The organism is Microvirga sp. jy35, from assembly GCF_056148915.1.
The window spans coordinates 38467-51163 of record NZ_JBWBEW010000027.1; the positions used below are offsets into that span (position 1 = coordinate 38467).

At 61.1% G+C, this 12697-nt stretch carries 12 protein-coding genes; 3 read left to right on the top strand and 9 right to left on the bottom strand.

What is annotated here, in order from left to right; all coding sequences use genetic code 11:
- Positions 1 to 9: 9 nt before the first annotated feature.
- From AC0QTX_RS18370 to AC0QTX_RS18390, 5 genes are all read right to left on the bottom strand, one after another.
- Positions 10 to 930: an ABC transporter permease gene (locus AC0QTX_RS18370; protein ID WP_474605260.1), complete on the bottom strand. Its 921-nt coding sequence runs from the start codon at positions 928 to 930 to the stop codon at positions 10 to 12.
- Positions 927 to 2351 carry a M20/M25/M40 family metallo-hydrolase gene (locus AC0QTX_RS18375; protein ID WP_474605261.1) on the bottom strand — a complete coding sequence of 475 codons (1425 nt, stop codon included), beginning with the start codon at positions 2349 to 2351 and terminating at the stop codon, positions 927 to 929. Before AC0QTX_RS18375 ends, AC0QTX_RS18370 begins: the two co-directional genes overlap by 4 nt.
- Entirely contained in the window at positions 2348 to 3871 is a 1524-nt protein-coding gene (locus tag AC0QTX_RS18380) for an ABC transporter substrate-binding protein (protein WP_474605262.1), read from the bottom strand. Before AC0QTX_RS18380 ends, AC0QTX_RS18375 begins: the two co-directional genes overlap by 4 nt.
- Positions 3872 to 4033: 162 nt before the next feature.
- A complete protein-coding gene (locus tag AC0QTX_RS18385; protein ID WP_474605263.1) occupies positions 4034 to 4828 on the bottom strand; it encodes an HpcH/HpaI aldolase family protein in 795 nt (264 codons plus the stop codon).
- Between the two features lie 108 nt (positions 4829 to 4936).
- Complete coding sequence (locus AC0QTX_RS18390) at positions 4937 to 6106, bottom strand: M20 aminoacylase family protein (protein WP_474605264.1); 1170 nt, start codon at positions 6104 to 6106, stop codon at positions 4937 to 4939.
- A 291-nt stretch (positions 6107 to 6397) separates the two neighbouring features.
- Here AC0QTX_RS18390 and AC0QTX_RS18395 point away from each other — a divergent pair, with 291 nt between their 5' ends.
- Both AC0QTX_RS18395 and AC0QTX_RS18400 read left to right on the top strand, forming a co-directional pair.
- Complete coding sequence (locus AC0QTX_RS18395) at positions 6398 to 7309, top strand: LysR family transcriptional regulator (protein ID WP_474605265.1); 912 nt, start codon at positions 6398 to 6400, stop codon at positions 7307 to 7309.
- 579 nt (positions 7310 to 7888) lie between these two features.
- Positions 7889 to 8164: a hypothetical protein gene (locus tag AC0QTX_RS18400; RefSeq protein ID WP_474605266.1), complete on the top strand. Its 276-nt coding sequence runs from the start codon at positions 7889 to 7891 to the stop codon at positions 8162 to 8164.
- Between the two features lie 85 nt (positions 8165 to 8249).
- On the opposite strand, the gene AC0QTX_RS18405 is transcribed toward AC0QTX_RS18400, so the two are convergent.
- Positions 8250 to 8573: a hypothetical protein gene (locus AC0QTX_RS18405; RefSeq protein ID WP_474605267.1), complete on the bottom strand. Its 324-nt coding sequence runs from the start codon at positions 8571 to 8573 to the stop codon at positions 8250 to 8252.
- Between the two features lie 229 nt (positions 8574 to 8802).
- Complete coding sequence (locus AC0QTX_RS18410) at positions 8803 to 9063, bottom strand: response regulator (protein WP_474605268.1); 261 nt, start codon at positions 9061 to 9063, stop codon at positions 8803 to 8805.
- 485 nt (positions 9064 to 9548) lie between these two features.
- Between AC0QTX_RS18410 and AC0QTX_RS18415 the strand changes: the two genes are divergently transcribed.
- Positions 9549 to 10559: a zinc-binding alcohol dehydrogenase family protein gene (locus tag AC0QTX_RS18415; RefSeq protein ID WP_474605269.1), complete on the top strand. Its 1011-nt coding sequence runs from the start codon at positions 9549 to 9551 to the stop codon at positions 10557 to 10559.
- Between the two features lie 182 nt (positions 10560 to 10741).
- Here the strand turns inward: AC0QTX_RS18415 and AC0QTX_RS18420 are convergent, their stop codons facing one another.
- Entirely contained in the window at positions 10742 to 11026 is a 285-nt protein-coding gene (locus AC0QTX_RS18420) for a hypothetical protein (RefSeq protein WP_474605270.1), read from the bottom strand.
- A 35-nt stretch (positions 11027 to 11061) separates the two neighbouring features.
- Complete coding sequence (locus tag AC0QTX_RS18425) at positions 11062 to 12594, bottom strand: UxaA family hydrolase (protein ID WP_474605290.1); 1533 nt, start codon at positions 12592 to 12594, stop codon at positions 11062 to 11064.
- Between the last annotated feature and the right edge of the window lie 103 nt (positions 12595 to 12697).

Genomic DNA, 12697 nt, shown 5'->3' on the forward strand with positions numbered 1-12697 from the left:
ACGTTCTCTCTAGTTGAGCCGGATCTGGGGATTGAGGGTCGCGCAAAGCACATCCACGATCATGTTCACGAGGGAGAACGTGACCGTCACCATGAGCGCCACGGATTGAACGAGCGGGAAATCGCGGGAATAGACCGCGTTGACCGCGAGGCGCCCAACGCCGGGCCACGAGAACACGGTCTCGATGAGAACCGCGCCGCCGAGAAGGCCGCCCAACTGCAGGCCGATGAGCGCCACGATGGGCACCGCAGCGTTGCGAAGGCCGTGCTTGAACAGGATCGCGGTTTCCGGAATGCCCTTGGCCCGTACGGTCCTCACATAATCCTGCCCCAGCACATCGAGCATGGAGGAACGGGTGATGCGCATGATGCGGGCCATGGTGTTGAGGCCCAGGGTCACCGCCGGCAGAATCAGGGCGATCCACCCTTCCCCGCCCATGGACGGAAGCCAGCGCAGGGTCGTGCTGAAGAGCAGGATGAACAGGAGGCCCGACCAATAGACCGGCATCGCCTGCCCGATCACTGCAAGCCCGCTGGCGAACGTGTCCACCCACGTGTCCCGCTTCAGCGCCGCGAGAATGCCGAGGGGCACAGCGGTCAGGATGCTGAAGGCCAGGGCGGAAGTGGCAAGGAGGATCGTGGCCGGGAAGGCTTCGAGAACGATCGGCAGCGCGGGCTGGTTATACTTCCAGGACAGGCCCAGATTGCCGGTTGCCGAATTCCAGAGGAACGAGAGGTACTGAACGATGAGAGGCCGGTCCAGGCCCAGCTGCCGCAGAAGGCTTAGGCGGTCCGCTTCTGTCGCCTCGGGCGGCAGGAGAAAGATCGTGGGGTCGCCCGCGAGCTTCTGCAGCCCGAACAGAATCGTCATGACGCCGGTGATGGTGACGATGACGAGGAGGCTTCTCCTGAGAAGATAGGTCAGCATCATTGTCCTCGCTGGTAGCGGGCAAAGCGGTAGAAAAAGCTGGCTACGGACTTCATGAATGGCACGATGTCATCGGCCATAATGTATTCGTTGGGCCCGTGCGACCCGGCTCCGTGTCCGAGCCCGCCGAAGGCATAGGGAAGTCCCAGAACCTGCGAGAACAGGTACATGGGCGCGGCCCCGGCATGAAGCGGATAGACCCGCAGGTCCGCGCCCTGGGCGCGGCAGGCATCGATCAAGGCGCGGACCACCGGCTCGTCGGCGGAGCTACTCGATGCCGGGTAGGCGGACCGCACCACAACCTCCACATGCCCGAAGCCGCGTCTCTCCAGATGATCCCGGATGAGGCTCACGACGGCTCCGGGGTCCATGCCAGGCAGCACCCGCAGGTCCGCGAAGGCGCTGGCCGTCGCGGGAATGAGCGTTGCAGGCGCCTGCCCCTCTTCGAGCTTTCCCGCTTTGAGAGCATCAATGTTGAGCGTGCACGAGAACATGAGATCCGTCAGGCGATCGCGAGGCGAGGCGTCGGACTTCAGGCGCCGCGCCCGCGTTTCCGCCCTGTAGGCCTCGAAGTCGTGAACCTTGGAAACCTCGTCGATCAGCGCCGTCTCAAGCTCCGACGGACGCGGCGTCATCTCCTCCAAACCATCGACGACAAGCCTTTCCTGGCGGTCCGTCAGGCTGGCGAGAGCCTGTACGAGCTGCCAGGCCGGGCTCGCCACGAGAGCGCCGTGCAGGGCGTGAAGGTCGCCTCCGACCGGACCGCCCCACTCTCCTCCCGTGACCTTGAACTCCAGGAGCACCAGGCCCTTGAACCCTAAGCGCAGGATCGTGCTGCCGGTGCCGGTCGTTCCGAAATACGGGATGAAGGCGGCATCGCAACGGGATAGAACCTCCCGGTTGGCCTCGATGTAACTCGGCAAGGAGGGGCTGCCGATCTCCTCCTCGCCCTCGATGAGGAACCGTATGTTGACGGGAGACGGGACCCCCGCGTCGCGGAACGCCTTCAAGACGGCGAGAGCACCGAAGAGGGGTCCCTTGGAATTGAACGTCCCGCGTCCGACGAGCCGCTCTCTGCCCTGCGCATCGGTGACGATCTCGGCCGCGAACGGATCGACCGTCCAGCCCGGCTGGCCGGATGCGGGCTGGACGTCGTAGAGGTCGTACAGGAGCAGGGTCGGCGCCTTCGGGTCGGTGATGAGCTCGCCTTCCACGATGGGAGCGTGGAGGCCGGGCGCCTGCCCGGCCTCCGCTCCGAGTTCCCGCAGATAGGCCTGCGTGAAACGGGCCATCTCGGGGATCCCCTCCCTGGTATGGCTGACGCTTGGCTGCCGGACCGCGCGGCGGATATCCTCGATATAGGCATCCGCCCCTTGCTCGATCCGGCGGATCACCCGCTCCTCGTCGGCGGGCTGAGGGCTCATCCGATCTCCTCGGCCACAATGAGATCGTCGGAACGCGGCCGCCACTTCAACGAGGGCGAGGCGCCATAGACGACCTCGTGCGCGAAGAGCGGAACGGCGGAGGCATCGTCCCTGAGCTTCTTGATCAGCTGCCCGACCAGCGCGACGCGCTCCGGCCCGTCGGCCTGGTTGGCCTTGTCGATCATGGCATCGAGGGCGGGCTCCTTCCAACCCGACCAATGCCCCTTGCTGTAGAAGAACGCTATGATCTGCGGCAGGGGATCGAGCCACACATTGCCGTGCGGTTGAATGAAGATGGGCGCGACTTGGTTTGACTTGATCTTGGTCGCGAAGGATCCGTACTCCTCCGTGCGCACCTTCACGTCGAGGCCGACGCGCCGCAGCTGCGCGCCGACGGCGAGCGCGGTCTCGCGGTCGAGCGGGTAGCGTCCGGCGGCTCCGGCGAGCTCGATCTCCTTGCCCTTGAGGCCGAGATCCTCAATGATCTTCTTGGCTTCCGTGGGATTGTAGGGGAAATCGCCTTCAGCATCGGCCGGAACGCCCTGGATCGACGAGGCGTAGATGGTCTTGACCGGGGTCGCGTAGCCCTTCATCAGGCCGCGGATCAGCTCGTCGCGGTTGATAGCGAGGCCCACGGCGCGGCGGAAGAGCGGGTTGGTGGCAGGCTCCGCGAAGGGGTTGAACTGCACCACCATGACGCGGTTGCTCTCGACCTTGAGCACCTGCACGTCCTCGGAGCCGGACAGGCTCGCCGCCTGGTTGGGCGAGAGAGAGGTGACGAGATGCGCGGCACCTGTCTTGACGGCGGAGATGCGGGCGATCTCTTCCGGCACCGGGCGGAAGACGACTCGCTTGTACTTGGGCTTCACCTCGCCGCGGTAGTTCGGGTTCGCGAGAAGAACCACCTCCTCGTTGCGCCGCCAGCGGTCGAGGGTATAGGGACCCGACCCGATGGGAGCCTCGTTGAACTTTAGGCCCACTTCGGAGGTGTATTTTGGCGGGACGAGCTGAAGGTTCGTCATGCGGGCCAGGAAGAGGGCGTCAGGAGCATCGGTCTCGATGGTCACCACATAGGGCGACTCCACCTCGACGGATTTCAGGTTGACGAAGAAGCTCCGGATGGGGGACTTCGTCTCTTCGGCGTTGAGGCGGGCGATCGTGTATTTCACGGCTTCCGCGTTCACGGGCTCGCCGTTGGAGAACTGCATGCCCTCCCGCAGCGGGAGACGCCATTTGGTCGGCGATACGCGCTCCGCAGCCTTGGCGACGCCTGGGCCGACGCTCATATCCGGCATCCGGGTCATCACCGACGAATAGAGGTGCTTCTGAACGATCCCCGTCAGGGTATCCAGCCTGTAGGCCGGATCAAGCGACATGATGTCTCCGGTCTGGCCGACGATCAGCGTATCGCCGATGGTTTTGGCCCAGGCGATGCCGGTGCCGCCGAAGCCTGCAGCGGCAACGAGGCCTCCGAGACCGCTGAGAACATGACGACGAGTCAAATCTGGGTAGCTTGCCATTAGGTCTCTCCATCTTCGTTCAAGGGTGACCGTTCGAGGTCCTCTGTCGAGCGTCGGTGCCGTCCGGCGGCATCTTTCTTCAGTCTTTGGCTTCATTCTCCCTTGGCGGAGGGGGCATGCCCCCTCCGCAACCCTATCGGCGCCGGGGCGCCGGCGCACGCTTCAAGCGACCGAGAGCTTGGTCTCGCGGTAAAGTTCGCGGAAAGCTTTGACGTCGGCAAGCGACCCGTCACGCAGGCGGGCCACGTCGCTGCCGGCGTTCACGAACTGGTAGCCCCGCGCGAACATATCCTTGTAGGTGCACCCGGGATGCGGAACGGTGCCCATGGGGATGCCGCTTTTCTTGATCTTGCTTTCCGCGGTCTCGATGAGGCCGGCAACCTCTGGGTGTTTTAGGTTGCCCATCTGGCCGACCGTCGCGGACAGGTCGTGGGGGCCAATGAACATGACGTCGATCCCTTCCACCGCCAAAATTTCCTCAATGTTCTGGACGCCCTTGGCGGATTCGATCTGGATCACGATCAGCAGATTGTCGGCGCAGGTGGCGACGTAATCGGGCGCCATGCCGTAGCTCGAGGCGCGAACGGTGCTGGCGGCGGTGCCGCGACGGCCCAGCGGCGGGTAGCGGCAGGCCGCGACTGCAGCGCGGGCTTCCTCCGCCGTCTCAACGCTGGGGATCATGACCCCCTCGGCGCCCGCATCGAGAACCCGCTTGAGATAGACGTGATCGTTCCAGGGCACGCGCACGACCGGTGTGGCGTCGGTGGCCGACGCGGCCTGCAATTGCAGGGACAGGGAGGTCGGATCGCCGAGGCCGTGCTCCTGGTCGATGATAAGGTAGTCGAACCCCGCCAGGGCAAGAATTTCCGTCACATGCGGATTTCCCAGCGCCGTCCAGCAGCCCAGGACCTTTTCGGAGTTCTGCAGGCGCTGCTTCAATTTGTTCGTTCTATACATCGGCTCATGCCTTCGCTTGTCTCGTTGGTGACTATATTGGCCATGAAATTAGATGCCTGACGCAAGCAATCGGCCAATACAGGTTTTGAGAGCTTCGATAAGGTCAGCCTATGGTTTCCCGAGAGGAAGCTCGGATTCCACGAGGCGCACCCAGAACTCCGCGCCCAGGGGCAGGAGCCGGTCGTTGAAGTCGTAACTGTCCCCGTGGAGCACATGCCCGCTGGCGGTAGAGCCAGCGCCGAGCCAGACGAAGCAGCCAGGCTTTTTCTGGAGCATGTAGGAGAAGTCTTCCGCCCCCATGGAGGGGAGCTCGTCCGTGACGATATTGGCCGGGCCGAAGACGGCCGCAGCCACCCTCCCCGCGGTTTCCGTTGCTTTCGGATCGTTCACCGTGGCCGGATAGCGCCGGTCATAGGCGACGCGGGCAGACAGGCCATGGACTTGCGCAACGCCTGCTACGACCCGCGCCATCGTGTTCTCGATGGTGTCGCGCACGCCGGGATCGAACGAGCGGACGGTTCCCCGCAGCACGACCTCGGCCGGCACCACGTTCCAGGTATGGCCGCCATGGATCTGCGTCACGCTGACGACGCTTGGGTCGGCGGGATGAATGCAGCGGCTTGGAATGGTCTGAAGCGCCCCGACGATGGCGGAGGCCGCCACGATGGCGTCCGAGCCCATATGCGGCATGCCTGCATGAGTGCCCTGGCCGGTCACCACAATCTCGAACATGTCGGATGCCGCCATGATCGGTCCACTGCGCACCGCTACCCGCCCCATTTCGAGGCCGGGCCAGTTGTGCATGGCGAAAACGTTATCCACCGGGAATCGGTCGAACAGTCCCTCCTCGATCATACGTCGGCCGCCGCCCTCGTTCTCCTCCGCCGGCTGAAAGATGAAGCGCACCGTGCCGCGAAAGCTGTCTGAAGCCGAGAGATAGCGAGCCGCTCCCAGCAGCATTGCCATATGCCCGTCATGGCCGCAGGCATGCATCTTCCCGGGCTTACGCGAACGGTAAGGCAGATCCCGAACCTCCTGGATGTCGAGGGCATCGAGCTCCGCCCGCAGGCCGATGGTGGGGCCCTGCCCTCTCCTGAGGGTTCCCACGACTCCCGTGCCGCCCAGGTCCCGGCTGACCTCGATCCCGAACTCCTCTAGGAGGCCTGCCACATAGGTCGAGGTTTCCAGCTCCTCGAAAGCGGTTTCGGGAGTGGTGTGGAGATGATGCCGCCAAGCCTGCATCTGGGCTACGAGGCTATCAGAAGCACGTATGTTCAACGATGGGACTCCCGAGTGAGGACGCGTATGGCTTTCAACCGGGTCGGATCTTCGGGTGCTTCTTCTTGAGCGGCAAATTGGAAAATGTCGTACACCGATAGCGTGAGGCTATGCCGGAGCTTGCCTCGGCTCGGTCGTCCAAGGAGCCTTGGCTTGGCGTGCGGTCCCCATGAAAGATGCCTGTAAAACGGAGGTTGAGCATAGGTGGCTTAAATATGGTCTTTTCTTATGACGCTCATTCCGCCAATCTAGGAATGTGAGCTTAGATGGGGAACGGGGACACTCCACACCATGAATTTGCGTCAGATGGAGGTCTTCTACGCGATCATGGTCTCAGGCACCGTTACCGGGGCGGCCAAGATGCTCAACATCTCCCAGCCATCGGTCACCGGGGTGCTGCGCTATACGGAAGACCGTTTGAAATTCAGCCTGTTCAAGCGCGTCAAAGGCAGGCTCGAGCCGACCCCCGAAGCCCAGGTCCTCTTCACTCAGATCGAGCATGTTTTCGATCGGGTCGATGTCGTCAAAAGAACGATTGAAGGCTTGCGTGAGGCTCGGAGCGGCACACTTCACATCGTTGCCATTCCTGCGGTCGGCGTAACGCTTCTCCCCTCAGCCGTGGGAGCGTTTCTGACCAATCGCAAGGACGTCGGCATCCGGTTTCAGATGCATTCGCGGCGAGAGGTGATCGAACTGGTCTCCACAGGAGCGGCCGATCTGGGCTTCGGCTTCCTCACTCCAGAAGTGCCGGGGATCAGAATCGAGAGTATCGTCAGTCGGAATCTGATCTGCATCATTCCAAAAGATCATCCGCTTGTAGAGCTTGATGCTGTATCCGTTCGTGACATCGCTCCCTATCCCTTGATCAGCTATACCAGCAGCCAGGGATTGGCGCCCATCATCAACGGGATCTTCGCGGAGGCGCGCATCAACTTCAAACCCGCCATGGAGGTCGGGCTGATCATCAATGCCTGGGCGATGGTCAACACAGGAGCAGGGATTGCGATCGTGGATCCTTATTCAGCCTCCTTCAGCATGTTTCAGAACGTGGTCGTACGGCCCTTCATTCCGGAAACGTCCATTAGGCTGGAAGCGATGCGATCCGAGCAGCGCCCTTCATCGCTTTTGACGGAGGCCTTCATCTCAGAATTTCGAGCCTTCATTAGCAGCGGCCCTGATCCGAAAGCCATTCAGGAGCCCTGATGTAATGGCTTACAACACGATTTCAATAGGGGGCTGGCTGCTTGCCTACCAAGCTTCGTGAAGACGCTGTTGTTCACCTGAAGCTGCCTTAAAGTGAGTTGAGGTTGTCGAGCCTACGTTGGCAATTTCGTTCATGCGGTTCTCTGAGACGCACCCCCGTCCCGCCTAGTGCTGGTCACATCAGAGAGCCTTTCCCAGCCGCTGCACGAGCTCTGGTGCTCAAGGTCAGTTCAGGGTCAGGCCAGGAAATCCCGTACCCTTTGGGAGCGTCCGGTGTTCCTGGCTTGAGCTGACGTTCGGTGTTCTGCGCCGCAGTGTTATCACTGTCCTGGGGAGGCGAACTCTTGTTCAGAGGGTCGACCCTTGAGAATGGAAAGCAATGAGCCTCTTGGACAAGCTGCGCCGATGGCTACCTGACAATCTAATCGTCAAGCTTGATCAACTCCTGTTGTAGCAACGCGACACAGCCGATGTTTCTGCTGGGTCGGCCTGGAATTGACACTCGGTTCATGTCTAGTAGCCACCCTTTATCAACCACCTGGCTGCAGGAATAGCGGTCTGGCCGAGAGGGGGTGCAGCATGAGCGAGACAAGGGCTAATCAGCGGAGCCGTGTGACCAATCTCCATGCAGTCCCGGCACCGCCGGTTGACGAGAACATGGCATCAATGATCGACCTGTTGCAGGAGCATCTGCGTCTGGCTCGTGAAGGCAAGCTGCGTTCGCTTGCTGTGGTGTCAGTGTCCTCCGATGGATCAGCGATTGGCACCCAATGGTCCTGCGATCCCAGCGACATGGCATCCCTTATCGGCAAGCTCACGGTGCTGACGCATGACCTGATGGCGGCCCGTAAGTAGCGAGACTTCATGGAGCGTCCTCAGATCCCCCATCCCCTGAGCACGCGCTCTTCCGAAGCAGAGCCGCATAGTCGGGTAAGTGGACCTATTGCTCAGTGAAGAAGGTGAGCACGACCTTGCCCTTGTCGCTGACAAGGCAAACGAAGCGGTTTGGTTTGTCGCTTTTCTCGCGCTGGAGATAGGCCTCGCCCATGACCACCATGCGGATCGGCGTATCCTCGACCTTGGTGTCCGCCTTAGAGATGGCCAGCGACTGGATGTCGAAGGTGAGATGCTCAATCGAGGGCGAACGCTCCTTAAGGGCCGCCAGCCCTGACAGGCGACACGCCTCAACCTCCGCCGGCACCTGAGCATGGGCTGAGGATACTAAAAGAAGGGTGCTCCCAAGAACGGCAAGTGCAATGCGCATAGGTCTCTCCCTTGCGGTGTAGGTCCGGCGATAGATCCTGTCACGGATCTGGTGTGGGCTGCTAGTTGGACGACGTGGCCTCTACAGCGCGAAGTACTTCGTCGATCAAGTGCGGCAGGCGGCAAGGCTTGGCGAGAAACGCTGCTCCTGGCGGAAGGCGATCGGCGTGGCACCTGCGCGAGCGGCCTGAAGTCAGGATCACGGCAAGTCCGGGCTGTGCCTTGGGGGCCTACTGTGCGAACTCGCATCCATCCAGCGCTCCTAAGTCGATGTCCGTGAACAGCACGTCGATGGCCTCTTCAGCGAGGATGACGTTGGCCTCCTCGGCGCTGGTGGCGGACAGGACTGTGAAACCCGCCTCCTCGAGCGCCTCGGCTACCACAGCCCCGACAACTAGGTCATCCTCAACGACCAGAACACGGGTGCGGCTTGCCTCTGCGAGCCGGCACTCAGGCTGACGGACACGGCTCCAGAGAGATGAGGTCGGCATTATACGGGTGGCCCTTCTCGTGCGAGTTCGCTGAGCTAACCCAGAAGCCGAAGGGGGCGTTCACACCCACAATCACCTTCTGATCAACATGGTGAGGGATCTGTAAACAGCTCTCTGGACCCTGGCAGACTATAGGCCCTTTGATGCCGTCCTGGAGCTAGCAACCCTTACTTTCCTTGCAGACGTCACGGGTCGGCAGCGACGATCCCCTGCCCTTCAGGAATGTCCGGTATTCCTGTCTTGAGGAGACATTCCGTCTACTTCAGCTAAGTGCCAATATACGACATTCACGTCTCGAGCTGGATTTTCCGACAAGGCCTTAATGGAGCGCAAGTCTTAGAGAGCCTTGGGTCTCGGTGGCAACTGGAAGCTAAGAACTCAGCAAAATGGGCCCCTGGCAATCTCCCGCAGCACCAGCTTGGAGCTTTCGCCACAACGCACTAAGTTCGGCTTACGCGAGCAGTTCCAGAGATTGGGAGAAGAAGATGAGAGCGCTGCGATGTGATGAGCCCGGCAAGCTGAGCATCATCCAACGAGACCTCCCGAAGGTAGGCTCAGGCGAGGTCTTGGTGCGCATCCGGCGGGTTGGGATCTGCGGGACTGACTATCATATCTATCATGGCAATCAGCCTTACCTCGAATACCCACGGGTGATTGGCCATGAGCTTGCAGGCGAGATCGCCGAGGCGCCAATCGGCAGCCCGTTGAAGGTTGGCGACATTGTCTGTATCGAACCTTACCTCTACTGCGGTACGTGCCGTGCCTGTCAGCAGGGCAAGACCAACTGCTGTCAAAACTTACAGGTGTTGGGCGTACATCGTGATGGTGGAGCCTGCGAATACATTGCGGCGCCGGAGTGCAATGTCGTGTCGGCGCCTGGTCTCGGGCTGGATGAGGCGGCAATGGTCGAGTTCCTGGCGATTGGTGCTCACGGCGTGCAGCGCTCTGGCGCGGGACCGTCGAGCCGGGTTGCCGTGGTTGGAGCTGGGCCGATCGGAATAGCGGCTGCAATTTTTGCGAAGGCTCGAGGGGCCGAGGTATCCGTCCTCGACATGAACACCCAGCGGCTCGCCTTTTGCAAGGACAAGATCGGAGTCGATCACGCATTCGAAGTGTCAGCCGGCATCGATGAGCGTCTCAAGACCGCCACTGAAGGTGATTTCTTCGACATCGTTCTTGATGCAACTGGAAACCCCAAAGCGATGATGAAGGGCTTCTCGTATGTTGGCCATGGAGGCACCTATGTGCTCCTGTCGATCGTGCGGGCCGATATCACGTTCAACGACCCGGAGTTTCACAAGCGTGAGACGTCGCTGATGGGCAGCCGCAATGCCACACGGTATGATTTCGAGACGGTGCTTAACACCATGCGGGACGGCAGGGTGCCGGTTGCGGCGCTTGCCAGCCACCGCGCTAGCCTCGACGAGGCTCCTAACCGTATTCCGGCGTGGTCGACGGCCGAGGCGGGGGTGATCAAGGCGCTCATCGAGTTGTAGCCGGATCGGGACCTTAATCCTGACCAGTCTCGGCGGGTACCGCATTGGGAGAGGCCATTTGCACTAAGGCTATTGCACAGTTTTGCCAAGGATCATCCGAGATTGATTGACTAACGTACCGAAATCGGGAGGTTCACCTCCAGAGAACCTGCGAAGACTAGATCCGATCCACTCTTCGGCTCTCATCCGCTGGACTGCTGTGGTCCGGGTTTGATCCGCGGAAGAACGCGTTCTACATCCTGATCCGCCGTCGCCTGCAGCCTTGCATCAGGTGCTCGCCCAGCGTCGTGCTCGCGCAGTACCTCGGCGACAACTTCAGGATCAATCTCTTGGGCTTGGATGAGCAAACGATCGGCCTCCTCGTTGTGGCCGATCGCTTGTTCATGCAGGCCCTGTTCCGCTAGTCTTCGAGCCTGCGCTGCTGAGCTTAGATCCTCACTGGGCTGAACTTGCTTGCGATCCGCCACATTGGCCTCCCCTCATTAGGCGCTTTGCCCAATGATCACACGGTCACGCCAAGCGGCCACGGTGCGAACTCGGCGGAGCCAAAATCGTACAGCTCGCTTTTCGTGCGCTCGCCGGAGGCAACCCGTAGAATTCGGTCAAAGATACGCTGCCCAGCCTCCTGCACGGTCTCCTCACCATCGACAATCGTGCCGCAGTTGACATCCATGTCGTCTTCCATGCGCCGGTACAGAGGTGTGTTGGTGGCGATCTTTATGGATGGCGACGGCTTGCACCCGAAGACACTGCCGCGTCCCGTTGTGAAACAGACCACGTTCGCTCCACCGGCTACCTGACCCGTAGCCGAGACAGGATCGAAACCCGGGGTGTCCATGAACACAAAGCCGCGTGCTGTCACAGATTCGGCATACTTGATCACGTCAACGAGGTTGGTGCTGCCGGCCTTGGCCATGGCGCCGAGCGACTTCTCCAGAATCGTGGTCAGCCCACCAGCTTTGTTGCCAGGCGACGGATTCGAATTGATCTCCGCTCCATGCTTGTGCGTGTACTCCTCCCACCAGCGCATTAGCTCGACCAGCTTCTCGCCGACCTCGCGGCTGACCGCCCGACGGGTGAAGATATGCTCGGCACCATACGTCTCGGTTGTTTCGGACAGGATCACCGTACCACCGTGACGCACAACAAGGTCACTGGCGATCCCGAGGGCCGGGTTGGCGGAAACGCCGGAATAGCCGTCCGATCCACCACATTGCAGCGCCACCTTCAGCTCACTCGCAGGCACCGTCTGGCGCTGCACCGTGTTCGACTCGGCCAAGACCTCTCTCACGAAGGCTATTCCGGCTTCGACGGTCTTGCGGGTGCCGCCCATGCTCTGGATATCCATGTTGCGGATCCGGTCGGTGAGCTTATGCTCCTTCAGCATCCCGCTGATCTGGTTCACCTCGCAGCCAAGGCCAAGCACCACGATGTGGGAAAAGTTCGGATGGCGGGCATAGCCAGCGAGCGTGCGGCGCAAGAGCTGAAGGGGCTCGCCTTCCGGCATGCCGCAGCCCGTCTTGTGCGTTAACGCAACCACGCCATCAACATTCGGGTATTCAGCGAGAGGATCAAAGCCGGTGAAAGGATGGCGCTTGAAGGCATCCGCCACCAAATTGGCTGCATGGGCGCTGCAGTTTACCGAGGTTAGAATGCCGATGTAGTTGCGGGTCGCCACACGCCCGTCCGGACGCCGGATGCCCTCGAAGCTGGCCGGGATATCGACATATTCCGTCAGCTTTACATCCTGGCCATAGGCATAGTCTTTGGTGAACTCGCCCATGCCAAGATTATGGACATGCACGTGTTGGCCGGGGGCGATTGGCGCTGTGGCGAAGCCAATGATCTGGTTGTAGCGCCGTACCGCCTCGCCTGCAGCGATCGGGCGCACAGCGACTTTGTGCCCAGGCGGGATCCGGTCACAGGCTGCGATACCATCTGCAACTTGCGCGCCCGGCAACAGTGTCGCTCGCGCTATTACCACGTGATCGTGAGGGTGAAGGCAAATCACCGGATGTGACGTAGCAGCATGCATTGTCATAGAAGATACTTCCTCACCGCTCACGAAGAGCATCTCGGGTCGGCAGCTTTGCATTGCAACTGGTATTGAACCTCTTGCGCCGCTTTATTTGTAGCCA

Excerpts from the sequence above, each read along its gene's own strand:
- AC0QTX_RS18415 (WP_474605269.1), top strand. The coding sequence starts at position 9,549 with ATGAGAGCGCTGCGATGTGATGAGCCCGGCAAGCTGAGCATCATCCAA.
- AC0QTX_RS18405 (WP_474605267.1), bottom strand. The coding sequence starts at position 8,573 with ATGCGCATTGCACTTGCCGTTCTTGGGAGCACCCTTCTTTTAGTATCC.
- AC0QTX_RS18385 (WP_474605263.1), bottom strand. The coding sequence starts at position 4,828 with ATGTATAGAACGAACAAATTGAAGCAGCGCCTGCAGAACTCCGAAAAG.
- AC0QTX_RS18410 (WP_474605268.1), bottom strand. The coding sequence starts at position 9,063 with ATGCCGACCTCATCTCTCTGGAGCCGTGTCCGTCAGCCTGAGTGCCGG.
- AC0QTX_RS18370 (WP_474605260.1), bottom strand. The coding sequence starts at position 930 with ATGATGCTGACCTATCTTCTCAGGAGAAGCCTCCTCGTCATCGTCACC.
- AC0QTX_RS18380 (WP_474605262.1), bottom strand. The coding sequence starts at position 3,871 with ATGGCAAGCTACCCAGATTTGACTCGTCGTCATGTTCTCAGCGGTCTC.
- AC0QTX_RS18400 (WP_474605266.1), top strand. The coding sequence starts at position 7,889 with ATGAGCGAGACAAGGGCTAATCAGCGGAGCCGTGTGACCAATCTCCAT.
- AC0QTX_RS18395 (WP_474605265.1), top strand. The coding sequence starts at position 6,398 with ATGAATTTGCGTCAGATGGAGGTCTTCTACGCGATCATGGTCTCAGGC.
- AC0QTX_RS18375 (WP_474605261.1), bottom strand. The coding sequence starts at position 2,351 with ATGAGCCCTCAGCCCGCCGACGAGGAGCGGGTGATCCGCCGGATCGAG.
- AC0QTX_RS18425 (WP_474605290.1), bottom strand. The coding sequence starts at position 12,594 with ATGCATGCTGCTACGTCACATCCGGTGATTTGCCTTCACCCTCACGAT.